At 40.5% G+C, this 2,468-nt stretch carries 1 protein-coding gene and 1 tRNA gene; both read left to right on the plus strand.

Going from position 1 to position 2,468, the window contains the following annotated elements; genetic code table 11:
- Positions 1-107: 107 nt before the first annotated feature.
- Positions 108-182: transfer RNA gene (locus tag Q0X72_RS13615), tRNA-Val, on the plus strand.
- A 448-nt stretch (positions 183-630) separates the two neighbouring features.
- Positions 631-2,468: pyruvate kinase (locus Q0X72_RS13620; RefSeq protein ID WP_297766528.1), on the plus strand; the 1,838-nt coding region annotated here is incomplete at its 3' end.

Here is a 2,468-nt window from a genome sequence, read left to right on the forward strand (position 1 = left end):
TCTTATCTTTGTAGGAGGGAGCAATTTTACGGTGGCTGGGGTGGTATGATTTTTTATCTTTTTTGTTTTAGGGAATAAAAAACAATGTTATATTTGCACTCCTTTACGGGCTCTTAGCTCAGTTGGTTCAGAGCACCTGCCTTACAAGCAGGGGGTCACTGGTTCGAATCCAGTAGGGCCCACATCACTCAGAAAATCCACACGGAAACGTGTGGATTTTTTTATCCCCGAAAGTCGCCAAACTTGTTTGAGCGACTGCAGGGGATAAAAGGATCTCATCCTGCGAGAGCGGGATGTAGATTTTCTATTTGCATCAGCGGTTTCCCTATGGATCAGCGAATGCAAAGAGCTAATCCTTTTGCACAGAAGTGCAGTGTTATTTTCTAATTGCAGTCGTGGTTTCCCGATGGATCAACGAGTTTTGCGAGTTAATCCTTTTTTACAAAGGATACCAAACTAAGTTTATTAATTTGGAGGGAATATAAAATAGAATGTATCCCTTTATTTGAACGAGTATCATCTTCATTAGATCGTTTAATAATTTTAATCAATTATAAGTAGGCAGTCATTACATAAATGTGCCAAATAACTCCTAAATTCATGGTTCTAAGGCTTTTTAACTAGTGCACCATGGCAGAAATTAGTAAAAAGGAAGTAAAAATACGATGGTTGATACAGGAGATATCTGTTATCATTGAACGTTTGGAGCATTTTGAGGCCAAATATTCGGCTGAACTTTCCAAGATCCACCCCAATTTTATTAAAACTGCCCGCAATCTTATCCATTACCGTGCATTGCGTAAAGAGGATATAACGGCTGTCCAAAATAAGCTGGCAAATATGGGGCTTTCCCGGCTCGATAAACCGGAAGGTCATGTTATGGCGAGTTTGTTGGCTAGCAAGGCCATCCTGGAGAGCCTATTAAACAATTCACCTATTAAAAAGCACAAGGCCGAATTGACTTTCAAAAAAAGTAATCGGCTTGGTAAGTCCAATGCTAAATCGTTGTTGGGTTACCGTTCAAAGGGAAGACGCACACGTATTATGGTTACCCTGCCTACTGAAGTTGCCCATAATTACCAAATGGCACATGACATGATTGCCAATGGAATGAATTGTGCTCGTATAAATTGTGCTCATGACAGCGAAAAAGAATGGCGTTTAATGATTGGGCACGTCAGGCAGGCATCCAAAAAATTAAAAAAGAAATGTAAGATCACGATGGATCTTGGAGGTCCCAAAGTACGGACCGGTCCATTAAAGGCAGGTCCAAGGGTAAAAAGATTTCGTCCCACAAAAGATGTACGTGGTATTGTAATAAAGAATTGCGAAATCTGGATGGGTCCGGAGGACCATCAAGGCCCTAATTTGGCGTACCTACCTGTAGCCTTATCGGGTTTGGAAAAACTGAAAGTTGGCGATCGGTTGTTCTTTAGCGATGCCAGAAATAAGAAAAGGGAGTTTACAATTACAAAGAAAACAGCAAATGGCTGTATTGCAGTATGTGGTAAGACCACTTTTCTGGAAACAGGCTCGAAATTATTCACTGACGAAGTGTATTCCTCATCTTCTATAACTATTGGAGAATTACCCAGGGTGGATCAATTCATAATGTTACATACAGGAGATTTTTTACGATTGCGTAAGGATGTAGAGCCTGGTGAACCAGCACACAGGGATAAGGATGACAATTTAATAAGCCATGCACATATTTCGTGTACGTTAGGGGAAGTCTTTGAGCAGGTAAAAGAAGGGGAGCCTGTCTTTTTTGATGATGGCAAGATTAAAGGTGTTATTCGCCAGGTAGAACAGGACGAAATTCTTGTCGAAATTCTTAACGCTAGAAAAAATGGAAGTAAACTAAGAGCCGATAAAGGAATAAATTTTCCGGGCAGCAAATTGGATATAAGGGGGTTAACGGATAAAGATAAAAAGGATCTTGTGTTTGTGATTCAGAATGCGGATACGGTAAATGTATCTTTTGTAAATCGCAAACGGGATGTTAAAGATCTCATTATTCAGTTGGAGAAATTAAATGCTCCGGATAACTTCGGGATCATTCTTAAGATTGAGACTCAAAGTGGTTTTAATAATTTGGCCAAAATTCTTTTGGAGGCCATGAAGAGGTATCCTGTGGGAGTTATGATTGCAAGGGGCGATTTGGCCATAGAGTGCGGATGGGACAATATTGGCAGGGTTCAAAGAGAAATTCTTTCACTGTGCAGAGCAGCACATGTTCCTGATATTTGGGCAACACAGGTTTTGGAAAATCTATCAAAGCAGGGCATACCATCTCGCGCTGAAATGACAGATGCGGCTATGGCACAACGAACAGATTGTGTTATGCTTAACAAAGGACCTTATATTCTCCAGGCCATTAAATTGTTAGACACTATTTTTAAGGATATGGAGCTTTACCAGGGAAAAAATGTACGCCTGTGGCCTGCCATGGAAAAAGCGAAAATTCA

It is taken from the genome of uncultured Muriicola sp., from assembly GCF_947258935.1.
GTDB lineage: Bacteria > Bacteroidota > Bacteroidia > Flavobacteriales > Flavobacteriaceae > Muriicola.